This is a genomic window from Pseudocitrobacter sp. 2023LY-00077, assembly GCF_055796175.1.
On the sequence record NZ_JBSPEI010000006.1, the window covers coordinates 127,563 to 144,312 of the forward strand.

Annotated in this window: 16 protein-coding genes; 5 read left to right on the forward strand and 11 right to left on the reverse strand. The window is 57.1% G+C overall.

Translation table 11 applies throughout. From position 1 onward, the window contains the following. Positions 1–3 precede the first annotated feature (3 nt). The 3 genes from nusB (at position 4) to pgpA (ending at position 1,965) form a co-directional block, all read left to right on the forward strand. Positions 4–423 carry a transcription antitermination factor NusB gene (gene nusB / locus ACWWFX_RS09835; RefSeq protein ID WP_015965605.1) on the forward strand — a complete coding sequence of 140 codons (420 nt, stop codon included), beginning with the start codon at positions 4–6 and terminating at the stop codon, positions 421–423. Positions 424–497: 74 nt separating this feature from the next. Next, positions 498–1,469 (forward strand): thiamine-phosphate kinase, encoded by a 972-nt coding sequence (gene thiL, locus ACWWFX_RS09840; RefSeq protein WP_276224721.1) that lies wholly within the window; start codon positions 498–500, stop codon positions 1,467–1,469. Continuing rightward, positions 1,456–1,965, forward strand: coding sequence for a phosphatidylglycerophosphatase A (gene pgpA, locus ACWWFX_RS09845; protein WP_041686518.1), 510 nt, complete (start codon positions 1,456–1,458; stop codon positions 1,963–1,965). Before thiL ends, pgpA begins: the two co-directional genes overlap by 14 nt. Before the next feature lie 88 nt (positions 1,966–2,053). On the opposite strand, the gene ACWWFX_RS09850 is transcribed toward pgpA, so the two are convergent. The 4 genes from ACWWFX_RS09850 to xseB are packed head-to-tail and all read right to left on the reverse strand — an operon-like array spanning position 2,054 to position 6,109. Further along, positions 2,054–3,028 carry an aldo/keto reductase gene (locus ACWWFX_RS09850; protein ID WP_473223708.1) on the reverse strand — a complete coding sequence of 325 codons (975 nt, stop codon included), beginning with the start codon at positions 3,026–3,028 and terminating at the stop codon, positions 2,054–2,056. Positions 3,029–3,085: 57 nt separating this feature from the next. Next, positions 3,086–4,948, reverse strand: a complete 1,863-nt coding sequence (dxs, locus tag ACWWFX_RS09855; RefSeq protein WP_473223709.1) for a 1-deoxy-D-xylulose-5-phosphate synthase — start codon at positions 4,946–4,948, stop codon at positions 3,086–3,088. An 18-nt stretch (positions 4,949–4,966) separates the two neighbouring features. Next, the gene (gene ispA, locus ACWWFX_RS09860; RefSeq protein ID WP_276222248.1) at positions 4,967–5,866 is read right to left on the reverse strand and encodes a (2E,6E)-farnesyl diphosphate synthase; all 900 of its coding nucleotides are present in this window, start codon (positions 5,864–5,866) and stop codon (positions 4,967–4,969) included. Next, positions 5,867–6,109 carry an exodeoxyribonuclease VII small subunit gene (gene xseB / locus ACWWFX_RS09865; RefSeq protein WP_108474822.1) on the reverse strand — a complete coding sequence of 81 codons (243 nt, stop codon included), beginning with the start codon at positions 6,107–6,109 and terminating at the stop codon, positions 5,867–5,869. Positions 6,110–6,319: 210 nt separating this feature from the next. On the opposite strand from xseB, the gene thiI reads away from it, so the two are divergent. Then, positions 6,320–7,768, forward strand: coding sequence for a tRNA uracil 4-sulfurtransferase ThiI (thiI, locus tag ACWWFX_RS09870; protein ID WP_015965598.1), 1,449 nt, complete (start codon positions 6,320–6,322; stop codon positions 7,766–7,768). A 332-nt stretch (positions 7,769–8,100) separates the two neighbouring features. On the opposite strand, the gene yajL is transcribed toward thiI, so the two are convergent. Together yajL and panE are read right to left on the reverse strand one after the other, a co-directional pair. Next, positions 8,101–8,691 carry a protein deglycase YajL gene (gene yajL, locus ACWWFX_RS09875; RefSeq protein WP_276222252.1) on the reverse strand — a complete coding sequence of 197 codons (591 nt, stop codon included), beginning with the start codon at positions 8,689–8,691 and terminating at the stop codon, positions 8,101–8,103. Beyond that, on the reverse strand, positions 8,654–9,565 hold the full coding sequence (gene panE, locus ACWWFX_RS09880) for a 2-dehydropantoate 2-reductase (RefSeq protein WP_473223710.1): 912 nt from the start codon (positions 9,563–9,565) through the stop codon (positions 8,654–8,656). Before panE ends, yajL begins: the two co-directional genes overlap by 38 nt. A gap of 127 nt (positions 9,566–9,692) precedes the next feature. Here panE and ACWWFX_RS09885 point away from each other — a divergent pair, with 127 nt between their 5' ends. Next, the gene (locus ACWWFX_RS09885) at positions 9,693–10,184 is read left to right on the forward strand and encodes a YajQ family cyclic di-GMP-binding protein (protein WP_015965590.1); all 492 of its coding nucleotides are present in this window, start codon (positions 9,693–9,695) and stop codon (positions 10,182–10,184) included. Positions 10,185–10,282: 98 nt separating this feature from the next. Here ACWWFX_RS09885 and ACWWFX_RS09890 read toward each other — a convergent pair whose 3' ends face one another. From ACWWFX_RS09890 to ACWWFX_RS09910, 5 genes are all read right to left on the reverse strand, one after another. Continuing rightward, positions 10,283–11,644, reverse strand: coding sequence for an MFS transporter (locus ACWWFX_RS09890; protein ID WP_473223711.1), 1,362 nt, complete (start codon positions 11,642–11,644; stop codon positions 10,283–10,285). Between the two features lie 140 nt (positions 11,645–11,784). Next, positions 11,785–12,792: a Gfo/Idh/MocA family protein gene (locus tag ACWWFX_RS09895; RefSeq protein ID WP_473223712.1), complete on the reverse strand. Its 1,008-nt coding sequence runs from the start codon at positions 12,790–12,792 to the stop codon at positions 11,785–11,787. Continuing rightward, the gene (locus ACWWFX_RS09900) at positions 12,789–14,153 is read right to left on the reverse strand and encodes an MFS transporter (RefSeq protein ID WP_473223713.1); all 1,365 of its coding nucleotides are present in this window, start codon (positions 14,151–14,153) and stop codon (positions 12,789–12,791) included. Before ACWWFX_RS09900 ends, ACWWFX_RS09895 begins: the two co-directional genes overlap by 4 nt. 22 nt (positions 14,154–14,175) lie before the next feature. Further along, the gene (locus ACWWFX_RS09905) at positions 14,176–14,979 is read right to left on the reverse strand and encodes a sugar phosphate isomerase/epimerase family protein (protein ID WP_473223714.1); all 804 of its coding nucleotides are present in this window, start codon (positions 14,977–14,979) and stop codon (positions 14,176–14,178) included. Between the two features lie 67 nt (positions 14,980–15,046). Then, on the reverse strand, positions 15,047–16,747 hold the full coding sequence (locus ACWWFX_RS09910; protein ID WP_473223715.1) for an FAD-dependent oxidoreductase: 1,701 nt from the start codon (positions 16,745–16,747) through the stop codon (positions 15,047–15,049). Positions 16,748–16,750 lie beyond the last annotated feature (3 nt).

Consider the following 16,750-nt stretch of genomic DNA (forward strand, 5'->3'; position numbering starts at 1 on the left):
TCCGTGAAACCTGCTGCTCGTCGCCGCGCCCGTGAGTGTGCCGTTCAGGCGCTTTACTCCTGGCAGTTGTCCCAGAACGACATCGCCGATGTTGAATACCAGTTCCTGGCGGAACAGGACGTCAAAGATGTAGACGTAATGTACTTCCGTGAACTGCTGTCCGGGGTGGCGACTAACAGCGCGTACCTCGATGGATTGATGAAACCTTACCTGTCTCGTCTGCTCGAAGAGCTGGGTCAGGTGGAAAAAGCGGTGCTGCGTATCGCGCTGTTCGAGCTGTCCAAACGTGATGATGTGCCGTATAAAGTGGCCATCAACGAAGCTATCGAACTGGCAAAAACCTTTGGCGCTGAAGACAGCCACAAGTTTGTCAACGGCGTGCTGGATAAAGCAGCTCCTGCAATCCGCCCCAAGAAAAAGTAATCTGCAGGCCGGTGCGAGTGCGGTTTTTGCCGCATTCCCCGGCCTTGTTTTATTCTTCTGCAGAGGCATAACGTATGGCATGCGGCGAATTTTCCCTGATTGCCCGTTATTTTGACCGCGTAAAAAGCGCCCGCTTTGATGTTGAAACCGGAATCGGCGACGACTGCGCGTTGCTCAATATTCCCGAAAAACAGACCCTGGCAATCAGCACCGACACTTTAGTGTCCGGCATTCATTTTCTTCCTGATATCGACCCCGCCGATCTGGCGTATAAAGCGCTGGCAGTGAACGTCAGCGATCTCGCGGCGATGGGCGCAGACCCGGCATGGCTGACGCTTGCCCTGACGCTGCCGTCGGTGGATGAAAGCTGGCTTAAAGCGTTCAGCGATAGTCTGTTTGAACAACTCGATTACTACGATATGCAGTTGATTGGCGGCGACACGACGAAAGGTCCGCTTTCCATGACGCTGGGTATTCACGGCTATGTCCCCGTCGGCAGGGCGCTGAAGCGCTCGGGCGCAAAACCGGGTGACTGGATTTACGTCACCGGTACGCCGGGGGATAGCGCTGCCGGGCTGGCGATTCTACAGAACCGCCTGACGGTGAGCGATGAAACGGATAACGCGTATCTGGTTAAACGCCACCTACGCCCAACGCCGCGCATTCTGCAAGGGCAGGCGCTGCGCGACCTTGCCAGTTCGGCGATCGATCTTTCCGACGGTCTGGTTTCCGACCTCGGCCATATTCTGAAAGCCAGCGAATGCGGCGCGCGAATCGACCTGGATGCACTCCCTTATTCTGAGGCGATGCAGCGTCATGTTGACGGCGAACAGGCGATGCGCTGGGCGCTTTCCGGCGGAGAAGATTACGAACTGTGCTTCACCGTACCGGAACTTAACCGTGGCGCGCTGGACGTGGCGTTAGGCCATCTTGGCGTGCCGTTTACCTGCATCGGCCAGATGAGCGCTGACGTAGACGGAATGCATTTTCAACGCGGCGGCGACGTCGTGACGTTCGACTATAAGGGATTCGATCACTTTGGCTAGCAAAGACGTGGCGAAAAGCCGTCTCAATTTACGCAACCCCTGGCACCTGCTGGCGGTCGGTTTCGGTAGCGGCTTAAGCCCGATTGTGCCGGGGACAATGGGCTCGCTGGCTGCGATTCCCTTCTGGTATCTGATGACCTTCCTGCCGTGGCAGCTCTATTCGCTGGTGGTGATGCTCAGTATTTGTATCGGCGTGTATTTGTGTCACCAGACGGCAAAAGACATGGGTGTCCACGACCACGGCAGCATCGTGTGGGATGAGTTCGTCGGCATGTGGATTACGTTGATGGCGCTGCCGACGATGGACTGGCAATGGGTTGCCGCCGGGTTTGTGATTTTCCGTATTCTCGATATGTGGAAACCGTGGCCGATTCGCTGGTTCGACCGCAATGTTCACGGCGGCATGGGGATTATGGTCGATGACATTGTCGCCGGGGTGATTTCGGCGGGGATACTGTATTTTATCGGGCATCATTGGCCGATTGGAATAATGTAGCGTGCTGTTTGCCGGATGGCGCTTCGCTTATCCGGCCTACAACCATCACCGTAGGCCGGATAAGCGAAGCGCCATCCGGCACGACTCCTTACTTAAACCCTACCACCGGATGCGGCTGATACGGCGTTTCCAGCTCCGCAATCTGTTCCGGCTCCAGCGTTAAATCCACCGCGTTCAACAACTCATCTAACTGTTCTTCCCGCGATGTGCCGATAATCGGTGCCGCCACCCCCGGTTTGCTCAACAGCCACGCCAGCGCCGTCTGCGCGCGGGTTGCCCCAAGGTCTTCCGCCACGTGCGCCAGCCGGTCGGCAATTTGCGCATCGTTCGCCTCGGTGGTGCTGTAGAGCGTGTTACCAAACTCATCGGACACCAGACGCGCGGTGGTTTCTCCCCACGGACGTGTTAAGCGTCCACGCGCCAGCGGGCTCCAGGGGATCACCGCGACGCCTTCGCGGCTGCACAGTGGCAGCATTTCATTTTCTTCTTCACGATAAATCAGATTGTAGTGATCCTGCATGGTGACAAACGGCGCCCAGCCGTGCTGTTTTTGCAGCGCCAGCGCATGGGCAAACTGGCGTGCGTGCATCGACGATGCGCCGATATAACGCGCTTTCCCGGCTTTCACCACATCGTTTAACGCTTCCAGCGTCTCTTCAATGGGCGTGCCGTAATCCCAGCGGTGAATTTGCAGCAGGTCGACGTACTCCATCCCCAGGCGTTTCAGGCTGTCATCGATAGAGCGCAGAATTTGCGCGCGGGAAAGTCCTTCCGCCAGGTCGCCGACCTGATGATAAACCTTGGTGGCAACCACGACGTCTTCACGACGGGCAAAATCTCGCAGGGCGCGGCCTGTTATCTCTTCGCTGCTGCCGTCGGAATAGCTGTTTGCGGTATCGAAGAAATTAATGCCGCCTTCAAGGGCGCGTTGAATAATAGGGCGGCTGCTCTCTTCGGGTAAGGTCCAGGCGTGTTTGCCCCGATCCGGTTCGCCAAAGGTCATGCAGCCCAGGCAAAGACAGGAAACCCGAAGGTCGGTGTGTCCTAAGAGGTTGTATTGCATGGTTCCGCTCCTGCTTTTAAGGTTTACCTTTAAGCATAGCAGGAGCGGAGAGGGGGGTTATGCCAGCCAGCTCGCGATTTTCGCTTCGATACCTGCCGCGTCAAGGCCGAGGTCGGCACGGATCTCTTCCTGGGTACCCTGCGGGATGAAGAAGTCCGGCAAGCCAAGGTTCAGCACTGGCACCGGTTTACGGTGAGCCATCAGCACTTCATTCACGCCGCTGCCTGCGCCGCCCATAATGGCGTTCTCTTCAAGGGTGACCAGCACGTCGTGCTGCGCTGCCATTTCAAGAATCAGGCTTTCATCAAGCGGTTTCACAAAACGCATATCCACCAGTGTGGCGTTGAGTTTCTCTGCGACCGCTGCGGCTTCAGGTAACAGCGTACCGAAGTTCAGAATGGCGATTTTCTCCCCCTGATGTTTCACCACGCCTTTGCCCAGCGGCAGTTTCTCCAGCGGCTGAAGTTCAGCGCCTGTGCCGCAGCCGCGCGGATAACGCACAGCGCTCGGGCCGTCGTTGTAGTGATAGCCGGTATACAGCATCTGGCGACATTCGTTTTCATCGCTCGGCGTCATGATGACCATTTCCGGGATGCAGCGCAGGAACGAGAGGTCAAACGCGCCCTGGTGCGTCTGGCCGTCAGCGCCGACAATCCCCGCGCGGTCGATGGCGAACATCACCGGCAGTTTCTGGATAGCCACATCGTGGATAACCTGGTCGTAGGCGCGTTGCAGGAAGGTGGAGTAAATCGCCACAATCGGTTTGTTCCCGCCAATTGCCAGGCCCGCGGCGAAGGTCACCGCGTGCTGTTCGGCGATTGCCACGTCAAAGTACTGGTCAGGGAATTTTTTCGAAAATTCGACCATGCCGGAACCTTCACGCATTGCAGGCGTAACCGCCATTAATTTGCGATCTTTAGCCGCCGTTTCGCATAACCAGTCGCCGAAAATTTTGGAATAAGAGGGCAGGCCGCCGCTGCTTTTCGGTAATTTTCCGCTGGTATGGTCAAATTTCGGCACCGCATGGAACGTGATGGGATCTTTTTCGGCGGGCTCGTAGCCGCGCCCTTTTTTGGTCATGATGTGCAGGAACTGCGGGCCTTTCAGGTCGCGCATGTTTTTCAGCGTGTTCACCAGACCGAGCACGTCATGACCGTCGACCGGGCCAATATAGTTAAAGCCCAGTTCTTCAAACAGTGTGCCCGGCACCACCATGCCTTTGATATGTTCTTCGGTGCGCTTGAGCAGTTCTTTAATCGGCGGCACGCCGGAGAACACTTTTTTTCCGCCTTCGCGCAGAGAAGAGTAGAGCTTGCCGGAAAGCAGTTGTGCCAGATGGTTATTCAGCGCGCCGACGTTCTCGGAAATCGACATCTCGTTGTCGTTCAGCACGACCAGCATGTCTGGTTTGATATCGCCCGCGTGGTTCATCGCTTCAAACGCCATGCCAGCGGTAATTGCGCCATCACCAATCACGCAAACCGTGCGACGCTGCTTCTCTTCACGCGCGGCGGCAACGGCGATGCCAATCCCGGCAGAAATAGAGGTAGAGGAGTGGCCGACGCTTAATACGTCATACTCACTCTCGCCGCGCCACGGGAACGGATGCAGGCCGCCTTTCTGGCGGATGGTGCCAATCTTGTCGCGGCGTCCGGTCAGGATTTTATGCGGATAGGCCTGATGACCCACGTCCCAAATCAGCTGATCGAATGGCGTATTGTAGACATAATGCAGCGCCACGGTGAGCTCCACCGTGCCAAGCCCGGAGGCGAAGTGTCCGCTGGAACGGCTCACGCTGTCGAGCAGATAACGACGCAGTTCATCGCACAGCTTCGGCAGGCTCTCTTTTGGCAGCAGGCGCAACTCCTGAGTGGAATCGACCAACGCCAGGGTCGGGTATTTGGCAATATCAAAACTCATCAGAGACTCATTTATTGTTTATTTGTCGCGCAGGATGATGTAGTTCGCCAGCGCTTCCAGTGCAGTAGTATCCAGTGACTGTGCGGCCAGTTCAGTTAACGACTGACGGGCCTCTTCAATCAGGTCACGGGCTTTAGTGCGGGCTTGCTCAAGGCCCAGCAGTGCGGGATAGGTGCTTTTGCCTAATTGCTGATCGGCACCCTGGCGCTTTCCGAGGGTCGCAGTATCGCCCACCACATCCAGAATGTCATCCTGAACCTGGAATGCGAGGCCGATACATTCAGCGTACTTATCCAGCAGTGGCAGGGCGCTGCGGCCTTTCTCGCCCGCGCTCAATGCGCCTAAGCGCACAGCGGCGCGAATCAACGCACCGGTTTTATGACGGTGAATACGCTCAAGCGCTGCCAGATCAACATGCTTACCCTCTGCATCGAGATCCAGCGCCTGACCGCCGCACATTCCGGCGACGCCGCTGGCCTGTGCCAGCTCAGAAACCATCGCCAGACGATCGCGGTCCGACACGTTGGTCATCGGCGCATCACTCAGTATAGAAAACGCCAGCGTTTGCAGGGCATCGCCGGCCAGAATTGCATTCGCTTCGCCAAATTTAATGTGGCAGGTCGGTTGGCCGCGACGCAGATCGTCATCGTCCATCGCCGGAAGATCGTCATGCATCAGCGAATAGGCATGAATGCACTCGACGGCGGCTGCGGGGGCGTCCAGCGTGAGCTGATCGACGCCAAACATTTTCCCGGTAGCGTACACCAGGAACGGGCGCAGGCGTTTACCGCCTAATAATGCGCCATACTGCATCGCTTCAACCAGCGGAGTGTTCTGAAAGGGCTGAGGCTCAATAAAACGCCGCAACGCGCTGTTGGCGTGTTCGACGCAGGCATTTAACTGCTGCGAAAAATCCATTTATTCATTGTCCGGCGTAAAAGGAGTCAGAGAGGCGTTATCGTTATCTGCCAGCAGGATCTGCACGCGTTGTTCCGCCTGTTGCAGTTTGGCCTGCCCCTGACGCGCCAGCTGTACGCCGCGCTCGAATTCGTTCAGTGCCTCTTCCAGCGGAAGATCGCCGCTTTCGAGACGATTAACGATCTGTTCCAGTTCGGTGAGTGCAGTTTCGAAACTGGCCGGGGCTTCATTTTTCTTTGGCATAGTGAATGATCAGCTCTTTTTATATCGCGATGGCGACTATGGTAGCCCAGTCGCGTCCTGAATCAAATAACACACAATGGTATATGGGAAAGCGCGCAGCTTAACCTCGAAGATGGTATACTCCGCGACCTGGATGCAGGTACCCCGGTGCGCTGCAGTACAAATTTTACCTACAGCCCGCATCGGGCTTGCCAACGAACCATTGCCGCCATGAAGTTTATCATTAAATTGTTCCCGGAAATCACCATCAAAAGCCAATCTGTGCGGTTGCGCTTTATTAAAATTTTAACCGGGAACATTCGTAACGTTCTAAAGCATTATGACGAGACGCTTGCCGTTGTTCGTCACTGGGATCACATCGAAGTCCGCGCGAAAGATGAAAATCAACGCCTGGATATCCGTGACGCTCTGACCCGTATTCCGGGCATCCACCATATTCTTGAAGTTGAAGATGTGCCGTTCACCTCGCTGCATGACATCTTTGAAAAAGCGCTGGTGCAGTACCGCGATCAAATTGAAGGTAAAACCTTCTGCGTGCGCGTGAAACGTCGTGGTAAACACGAATTCACCTCGATTGAGATCGAACGCTACGTCGGCGGCGGCCTGAATCAGCACGTTGAATCGGCGAAAGTGAAGCTGACCAACCCGGACGTCACCGTTAACCTGGAAATAGAAAACGATCGCCTGCTGCTGGTCAAAGGCCGCTATGAAGGTATTGGCGGTTTCCCGATCGGTACCCAGGAAGATGTGCTGTCGCTGATTTCCGGCGGTTTCGACTCCGGCGTTTCCAGCTACATGCTGATGCGTCGCGGCTGTCGCGTCCATTACTGCTTCTTTAACCTCGGCGGCGCTGCGCATGAAATCGGCGTTCGTCAGGTGGCGCATTACCTGTGGAACCGCTTCGGCAGCTCCCACCGTGTGCGTTTTGTCGCAATCAACTTCGAACCCGTTGTTGGCGAAATCCTCGAGAAAATCGACGATGGCCAGATGGGCGTAGTACTGAAACGCATGATGGTCCGTGCGGCGTCGAAAGTGGCTGAACGCTACGGCGTACAGGCGCTGGTCACTGGTGAAGCGCTGGGCCAGGTTTCCAGCCAGACGCTGACCAACCTGCGTTTGATTGATAACGTCTCCGATACGTTGATTCTGCGCCCGCTGATCTCCCACGATAAAGAGCACATCATCAATCTGGCGCGTGAAATCGGTACCGAAGACTTTGCGCGTACCATGCCGGAATATTGCGGCGTGATCTCGAAAAGCCCGACTATCAAAGCGGTGAAGGCGAAAATCGAAGCGGAAGAAGAGCACTTCGATTTCAGCATTCTCGATGACGTGGTGGCGAATGCCAACAACCTCGACATCCGTGAAATTGCGCAGCAGACCGAGCAGGCAGTGGTGGAAGTCGAAACCGTCAGCGGTTTTGGCGACAACGATGTGATTCTGGATATTCGTTCCGTTGATGAGCAGGATGACAAACCGCTGAAAGTGGAAGGCGTGGAAATTGCTTCTCTGCCGTTCTACAAGCTGAGCACCCAGTTCGGCAACCTCGACCAGAGCAAAAACTACCTGCTGTGGTGCGAGCGCGGCGTAATGAGCCGCCTGCAGGCACTTTACCTGCGCGAGCAGGGCTTTGCCAATGTGAAGGTTTATCGCCCGTAAGTGCATGGTTATTGCTGAAGAAAAAACCTCGCGATGCGAGGTTGAGATTGATAACAAACGCAACATTGCCTGATGCGCTATGCTTATCAGGCCTACAAGTTTTCTGCAACATATTGAATTTGCGGTGTTTTGTAGGCCGGATAAGGCGTTTACGCCGCATCCGGCAAGAACAGCGCGCACTTTGTCAGCAATCTGAAACCTCGCGATGCGAGGTTTTTTTATGGCTGCGGTTTGGGTGTGTCGGATGGCGGCTGCGCCTTATCCGACCTACAAGATACCCAGGCTACCCGGTAGGCCCGATAAGCGCAGCGCCATCGGGCATTTCAAACGCGTTACTCGTAGTAGTTATAAATCCCCGCCGCCATCACCAGCTGTGAGGCGACTTCATGGGCTTTTTCACGCCCAACCAGCAGGTCGATAATCTTCAGGCCAAAATCAATCGAGGTGCCAGGCCCCTGGCTGGTGAGCAGGTTTACACGCGGATCCCACGCGACGCGTCTGTCCATCCACTGATCTTCCGGGATCTGATCTTTTAGCGTCGGGAAGCCGGTCATATTGCCGACAGGGAAGAGATCGTGCGGTACTAGTACGGTCGCGGGCGCGGCGCAAATGGCCGCGACAATCCGCCCGGAGAGGTGGAACTGACGCACCGTTTCAACCAGCAGCGGGCTATCGCGGAAGCACTCTGCGCCTTTGATGCCACCCGGCAGGATGATGATGTCGTAATCGCCATCGGCAACTTCCACCAGCGGGGCATCGGCCAGCAGCTTCACGCCGCGCGAGCAGACGATAGTCAGGTTGCCATCGCTGGCGACGCTTGCCGTGGTGACGTTAATGCCGCCGCGAACCAGCAGGTCGATCGTGGTGACGGCTTCCGTCTCTTCACTACCAGGTGCGAGGCAAATCAGTGCCGACGCGCTCATATTCACTCTCCTTACGTTTAATCTGTTCATACAGGCGGGTGTTTTCCGGCAAGCTAAGGCCGTGGGAGCGGGCGCGTCGGAGCAGGTAACCGGTGATATAGTCGATTTCCGTGTGTCGCAGCGCCCGAACATCCTGAAGCATGGAGGAGATATTTTCTCCTGTGCGTTCAATCACCTGGGTGACGTAAAATAGCAGATTTTCCGTCGAAGTATGAATGCCTTCCCTCGCCATGGTATGCGCGACTTCCGCGCAGATAAGCTCAACCTGCGGTAAATGCTGGCTCAGTTCTCCGTTCGGGCAGTTCATCAGCGCGGTCAATGGGTTAATCACGCAGTTTACCGCCAGCTTGCGCCACATCGCCGAGTGGATGTTATCGTGCCAGGCGACATCGGGCAGAACTTCCTGCAGGGTAACCGCCAGATGGCTGTAATCGCGGTCGTAGTGTTTGGCCGGGCCAATGTGCGTGGTGCCGTTGGCGACGTGAATGATGATGTTGCCATCCCGGCGGGCGGCCTGCGTGGTTGCGCCCAGCAGCAGCGGCTGCGTAACGTCGTTCAACTCTTCTACTGTGCCCATGCCGTTATGGATAAGCAAAATAGGGGACGTTGCCGGCAGTTTCTTTGCCAGCGTTTTTACCGCGTCGGAGACCTGCCAGGCTTTTAGCGTCACCAGCAAAAGGTCACTGTGCGCCAGAAAGTCGGGGTCGTTGGCGGTAACGGACTGATTAAATACCGTGCCATCCAGCTCAAGCAGATTTACGCTACAGTAAGGCTGGGGGACGCGTAGCCAGCCCTGAACATCAAATCCTTTTTTAAATAACGCCGTGAGCCATAGCTGGCCCAGCGCGCCACATCCTAGTACTGTAATTTTCACACTGCCTCCTGAACGGCGTTGACACCCAAATTATAGCCTGAGGCGCTAAGCTTTCGGGGATAACAAGTTGAGTTATGCCGCGTTGCAGGTATTATGCAACGCAAAAGTCACTGAGGGAGAGGAAAAGATGCCATCTTTCGATATTGTCTCTGAAGTTGATCTTCAGGAAGCACGCAACGGCGTGGATAACGCGGCGCGTGAAGTTGAATCACGTTTCGATTTTCGCGGCGTAGAAGCGAAAATCGAACTGAACGATGCGAATAAAACCATCAAAGTGCTGAGTGAGTCTGATTTCCAGGTCAACCAGCTGCTGGATATTCTGCGCGCCAAACTGCTCAAGCGCGGCATTGAAGGGACGTCTCTTGATGTGCCGGAAGAGTTTGTGCACAGCGGAAAAACCTGGTTTGTGGAAGCGAAGCTGAAGCAGGGGATTGAGAGCGCGATTCAGAAGAAAATCGTTAAGCTCATCAAAGACAGCAAGCTGAAAGTGCAGACGCAAATTCAGGGCGAAGAGATTCGCGTGACCGGGAAATCCCGTGATGATTTACAGGCGGTGATGGCACTGGTGCGCGGCGGCGATTTAGGCCAGCCGTTCCAGTTTAAAAACTTCCGCGATTAATCTGTATTGCCGGATGGCGGCTTCGCCTTATCCGCCTACGGGGATGTTATGCTGTTACCGTAGGCCCGATAAGCGTAGCGCCATCGGGCATTTCAGGCTCAGGCGATGATAGCCTGCTCCACCTCAAACCGGTTGGTCACTTTGCTGTCGATTTTAACGTAAGCCGAGCGCTCATCACCCACCAGCAGCACCTCTTTAATCCCTTCTTTCGCCAACAGCCGCGCCTTCAGGACATCATCAACCTCGACGCCGTCGGGAATTTCAATGCGTAAACTGCTGACATAAGCCGGTTCGCTCATGGTGATGGCGACCAGCATCCAGATTGTCGCCAGCAGTGCACCCGCCAGGAACACGGTTTGCGAATCGAAGAAGCCGTCAATCCAGCCGCCCAGCGAACCGCCAATCGCCACGCCGAGGAACTGGCTGGTGGAGTAAATACCCATCGCCGTGCCTTTGTAGCCCGCCGGCGACTCTTTACTGATCAGTGACGGTAACAGCGCTTCCATCAGGTTAAAGGCGAGGAAGAAAATCTGCACGCCTGCCACCAGCGCCCAGAAGTCGTTGCCGGAACCCCACAGCACAATTTCTGCAATCAGCAGCAGGGCGATACACAGCAGAAACACGCGCTTCATTTTGCGCTTCACTTCGGCATAAATAATAAACGGCACCACGGCGATAAACGAGACCAGCATGGTGACCAGATAGATTTTCCAGTGCTCGGGGGCCGGGAAACCTACCGCTTCCAGCTGGCCCGGCAGGGCGACAAAGGTAGACATCAGCAGAATGTGCAAACACATTATGCCGAAGTTCAGGCGCAGCAGTTTGGGCTCCATTAGCACTTTGCTAAAGCAGCCTTTTACCATGCCCGATTCGCGGTTCAGCGTGTGATTATGACTGTTTGGTACGACCCACAGCGTCAGTAGAATGGCCAGCGACGCGAGGATGGCGATCATCCAGAACAGCGCGTGCAGGCCCAGCTTGTGGGTGATAATCGGCCCTAATACCATGGCGATCGCAAAGGTGACGCCAAAACTCACGCCGATAAACGCCATCGCCTTGGTACGGTTCTGTTCGCGTGTGAGGTCGGAGAGCAGCGCCATTACTGCGGCGGCGATCGCCCCGGAACCTTGTAAGGCGCGGCCAAGAATAATGCCCCAGATGGAGTCTGAGAGCGCGGCAATCACGCTACCGGCGACAAAAATCATCAGCCCGCCAATAATCAGCGGTTTGCGGCCAATGCGGTCGGAGAGTAAACCAAAGGGGATCTGGAAAACGGCCTGCGCCAGTCCGTAAATACCAATCGCCAGGCCAATTAGCGCTTCGCTTGCGCCTTGCAGAGCCATACCGTATGTGGTCAGAACCGGCAGGACCATAAACATGCCGAGCATGCGCAACGAAAATACGGTCCCTAAACCCCAGGTGGCGCGCAATTCACCCGGCGTCATTTTGTAATCGTTCATTCCCACCTCATTATTAATCGCCCCATAGTGTAGTGCGGAGCGCAGGCAGGGTAAACAGAGTGTTAATGAGCAAATATTACATTCGTGAATTATTTGTGCTGTATAGAAAAAGGCCCCTGCGCGGGGCCCTGGTCTGAAGGTCAAATTGCCTGGCGAATCTCGTCGATCACCTCCAGCGATCGTAGCGCATCGGCGGCATCGATAATCGGCGTAGCCTCGCCGCGAATGACGGCAATAAAGTGATTCAGTTGCAGGATAAACGGGTCGATGGCGTCTATGTGCAACGTTTCACTGATAAGCGGCTCGTGCCAGCCGCTTTTCTCGCCGTAGCGCCACCAGCGCATCTGCGGTATCGCCAGCGCGCCCTGCGTGCCGGAAATCAGGTAGCAGTTTTCCGGCGTATGCGCGTAAATCGGGTTCTCCGCCGAGTTCATCTCCCAGCTCCATGGGCTGACGCTGCAATCGCTTAACACCGCGCTGCCCAGCGTGCCGCGTGCAAAACGCAAATTCACCACCGCGCTGTCCTCGTTGGCAAAGCCTCGCGTTTCGCTGGAGGCCATCGCCTGTACCTCTTCAATTTCGCCCAGCAGATAGCGCATCAGATCGATATCGTGCACCAGGTTGACCAGCAGCGGCCCCGCGCCGGGCTCGCGTCGCCAGCTCACGTCAAAATAGTCGTCCGGTTTTTGCAGTAGCCAGTGGGCGGAAACCGCGACAATTTTGCCGAGTTTGCCGCTGTCGATGAGTGTTTTCGCCGCCGCCGTCAGGGCGTTATGGCGGCGATGATGGCCAACTAATACCGGTACGTTGTGCGCAAGCGCGGCGTCCACCAGCTCACGCGCGCGCTCAGGAGATTCCGCCACCGGTTTTTCCACCAGCACCGGAATGCCGCGTGTTACGCAGGCCAGCGCGCAGGGCACATGCAGGGTGTTTGGCGTGGCGTTAATCACCCCGTCTGGCCTGATTTCATCGAGCATTTCCTCGACGTCAGCAAACCACGCAACGCCGAGTTCAGTGGCCAGTTCCCGCGCCTGTTCAGAGGGATCGGCAAGCGCCACCAGCGTGGCGTCTGACGCATGCTGAATAACCTCGATATGTTTGCGCCCGATGGCGCCCGCGCCGATCACGGCGAGTCTTGTCGGATTCATGATGGGCTCCTGAGCGAAGAGGTAACGGGAGGAACATGGCCGGGTTGGCCCGAGGCAAACCAGCCTTTTGCCGCGACGCCCAGCACGGTGAGCAGCGCCGGAATGCCCAGCAGCAGGAAGACGGTTTCAAATTTGAGGTCCATCGCCAGCATTTCAGCCCCGGCAAAGGCGCTGAGGATCGCTCCGATACGCCCGACGCCGTGCATCCAGCTTGAACCGGTGGCGCGCGCCTGGGTGGGATAAAAGCGCGCAGAGAGCGCGTTCATGCCGGTATTCGCGCCGTTCAGACAGGCGCCGCTAATCAGCGCCAGCAGGCACAGTAGCGTGAAGCTGGCGGCCGCAAAACCAATCGCCATCGTCACCAGCCCACCAACCGCAAAAATCGCTCCCAGCGCCCGATGCGGGTTGATGCGGTCCATCAGCCACCCGGCGAACAGTGAGCCCACTGTGCCGCCCGCCTGATAGATGGCGGTCATAATTGCCGCCTGGCTAACGGTGAGACCAATCTCTTTCACCAGCGTAGGCAGCCAGCTACCGAGGATGTAAACCAGAAACAGCCCCATAAAGTAGATGAGCCAGAGCATCAGCGTGCCGAAACGGTATTGCGGCGAGAGTACGATGCGCATCGCGTTGCCGCTGACGGGCTGTGTCGGCAAAACAAAACTGACGTTATCGGCTATCTGGCCCGGATAGAGCCGCTGGAGGATCGCGCAAATCTGCCCGGCGGGGGCTTGCTTGATCACCAGAAAACGCACGGACTCCGGCAGCTTCCACAGCAGAATGGGCACAAACAGCAGCGGCAAAATGCCGCCCAGCGCCATCAGTGAATGCCAGCCGTACATTGGGATTAGCCATGACGCGGTAAAGCCGCCAATCGCCGCCCCGAAGGTGAAACCGCAGAAAATTACCGTAATGATGAACGAGCGCTTACGTTCAGGCGCATATTCCGAGACCAGCGTACTGATATTGGGCATCGCGGCACCGAGGCCCAACCCGGTCATAAAGCGGAAGAAAATCATCTGTTCGATGTTCTGCGAAAAGGCGGTGGCGACGGTCCAGAAACCGAAGAAGAACACGCTGTTAATGATTATCTTCTTGCGCCCCAGCCAGTCGGCGAGCGGGCCGGAGAACATCGCCCCCAGCGCCAGGCCAATCAGCGCGGTGCTGATCACAAAGCCCAGTTCATGGTTGCTGACGCCCCATTCCTGTTTCAGCACCGGGGCGATAAATCCCATGATGGCGATATCAAAACCGTCCAGCGCAATTACGGCAAACCCTAAAAAAATCACCAGCTTCTGATAGCGGCTGAGCGGCTGGGTGTTAATTAACTCTCTGACGTCCAGGCGTTGAGTCTGAGCCATAACGATTCCTCGGGTGAGTGATTCACAGGAAGGACTGCGCGGCGTTAAACAGCAGCTGTGCGCGTTGTTGGGCGGGAAGGGCACCTTGTGCGCCCGCCAGCGGAACTTCGAGAGAAACGGGGATTGTGGCAGGCAACGCCGCCAGCAAACCGCGTAAATCGAGGCCGCCTTCGCCCGGCACTTTTCGTGCGCTACGCGCCTGGTAAATCAGCTCATCGGTGGTGTCAGGGATTTGTGCAGGGGCATCGCACAGCTGCATATAGTTCAACTGGGCAGCCGGAATGTCAGCCAGCGTGGTCAACGATTCCCCCGCCCGCCAGAAGTGAATCGCATCGACCAGAATGCCGACGTTGTTCTGCCCGCTGGCGGTAATCAACGTCTGCGCGTCACGTACGGTTTTCACCGCCGTCCAGGGCATCGGTTCGAGGTTCATGGTCAGGCCGTAGGTTTTCCCGGCCTGCGCCAGGCTCGCCAGATTCTCCGCGCAGCGGGCAACGTTGTCGTCATTTCCGGCGACCAGCACCTGCCGGGCTTCCAGACGCGCGGAGGTTTCCAGGAAGGGACGAAGCGCGTCAAGATTGAAATCTGGCGTTAAACGTACAATCTCCACGTCCGACACGCGAACCCCCGTTTCCCGCAGCGCAGCAAGGGTTTCGCGCACGGCAGCAGTATCGCCAAGCATATCGTAGTCAGGGTCTGTCGGCGTGGCGGGGAGCAGGCGCAGGCCAACGTGCGTAAAGCCCGTTTCGGCGGCGATGCGCACCTGTTCCGGTGGCGGAATGTCGAGCATCGTCAGTGCAGCAAGAGACAAGGAACGCGTGTTCATAGGGACTCCAGTACAGTTGCAGGTAAGGTTTTTGTTATGTTTTGGCCTTCCGTGGCAAAGCGATGTATTACGCTGTTTTTGTTATGTTTGCGGCAAGGTTTTTGCCCACCAGATACCCGAAAGTCATGGCCGGACCAAGCGTAATGCCGCCGCTGGGGTAGAACCCCTGCATGACGCTCGACATATCGTTCCCCACGGCGTACAGGCCAGGGATGGGTTGATGTTGGTCGTTCAACACCTGCGCATGTTCATCGGTCAGCAGGCCGCTGAACGAGCCCAGCGAACCGGGCAGAATGCGCACGGCGTAATACGGCCCCTGTTTTATCGCGCCCAGCGTCGGGCTGGGTTGATGCGTGGCATCACCCTGCGCGCAGTTGTAGGCGGATGCGCCGCGTTGAAACTCTTCATCCACACCGCGTTCGGCAAAACCGTTGAAGCGCGCGACGGTTTCAACCAGCGTGGATGCATCGATCCCACAGTTTTGCGCCAGCATTTCCAGCGTCTCGCCGGATTGCAAATAGCCGTTGCGCAGCCACGCCTTAACGTGAAACGGCGTGGGCCGCGCGTGGCCTAATCCGTAACGGCTCAGCGTGCGCTGGTCTGCCAGCAGCCATGCTTGCGGTTTTTCACCCTCTGGCGTCGCGGCAATTAACGCGGCGATAAAATCGTGGTAGGAATCGGCTTCGTTGGTGAAGCGTTTCCCGCTGGGTAACACGGCGATAAACCCCGGCTTGGCACGTTCGACCAGATGCGGGAACGCGAGCTGCAACCCGCTTGCCAGCGTGACGCGTGATACCGGCGCCCAGGCCATGGGATGCTTGAGATTGTGCTCAAAATGACCGCCAGCCGCTTCGCCAAGCCGGATGCCATCGCCCTGATTCCCCGGCGGCGCGGCGGAAAAGTGGCCGTAGCCCTGACGCGCGTGCGGCACTTCCTGCGCCAGCCGTGCTTTATCGTGCGGAAAGCCGCCGCAGGCCAGCACTACCGCGCCAGCGCTGACGGTTATCGCGCCTTCATCGCTATCGAGCACCGCGCCGATAATCTGCCCGTTCTGCTTCAGCAATCGGGCTACCGGGGCGTTCAACTGAAACTGAACGTCCGCATCCAGCGCCGAGCGCAGCAGGCGCGCGACCAGTGCATTGCCATTCACCAGATGCTGCCCACGTCCGTAGCGCAGACGCTGCCAGTTGTGGCGCAGCAGGCGACGGGTGGCGTAGAACGCCGATCGTGGTGAACGGGTGGCATTGAAAAAATGCGCCATATCCGCACCGCCCGCGATCCCCATGCCTGCCAGACTGATCGTCTCCAGCGGGGCGCGTAAACGGTGTAGCCAGTCACCCAGACCGCGTCCATCGTAAGGCTGTGCGGTGACCGAGCGCCCGCCGGTGGCAAAGCCGGGGGAGTTGTGAAAATCCGGCATTTTGCTGCCGGAGAGAAACTGCACCGCGGTATGCGAGCGAAAGAAATCGACCATCTCCGGGCCGTAGCGCAGAAACGTCTGCAGGCGCGCATCGGCAGGGCGGCCATCCATCTCCGCATTCAGGTAGGTAAGCGGGGCGGATTCCTCTTCGTTGATGCCCTCTTCACGCGCCAGCGGATTGCGTGGGATCCACAGCCAGCCGCCGGACCAGGCGCTGGTTCCGCCAATCACCGGCTCTTTTTCCGCGACCAGCACGCGTGCGCCGTGCAGCGCGGCGGTAACGGCAGCGGATAACCCCGCCGCGCCAGAACCGACCACCAGAACATCTACCTTTACCTGCCTGCTCATTTC